Here is a 242-nt window from a genome sequence, read left to right as displayed (position 1 = left end):
TAGAGCCTTGCGCGCACTATGGCAAAACGCCACCCTGTGCCGATCTCATCATTAAACACCACATCCCCAAAGTTGTAGTTGGCTGCCGCGACCCATTTGCGCAGGTAGATGGCAAATGCATCGAAAAATTGCAGGCGGCAGGTGTAGCCGCTATAGTTGGTGTTTTAGAAAAAGAATGCCAATGGCTAAACCGCCGCTTTTTTACCAAGGTACAAAAGCAAAGGCCTTACATTACCCTGAAG

Annotated in this window: 1 protein-coding gene; it reads left to right on the top strand. The window is 48.8% G+C overall.

Going from position 1 to position 242, the window contains the following annotated elements; genetic code table 11:
• A partial coding sequence (locus JDS80_RS31315) for a bifunctional diaminohydroxyphosphoribosylaminopyrimidine deaminase/5-amino-6-(5-phosphoribosylamino)uracil reductase RibD (RefSeq protein ID WP_369413215.1) occupies positions 1-242 on the top strand: 242 nt, incomplete at both ends.

Origin of the sequence: Bacillus cereus group sp. N8, assembly GCF_016483685.1 — a bacterium.
GTDB classification, from domain to species: domain Bacteria; phylum Bacillota; class Bacilli; order Bacillales; family Bacillaceae_G; genus Bacillus_A; species Bacillus_A proteolyticus.
This window is presented reverse-complemented; position numbering and strand designations above follow the sequence as displayed.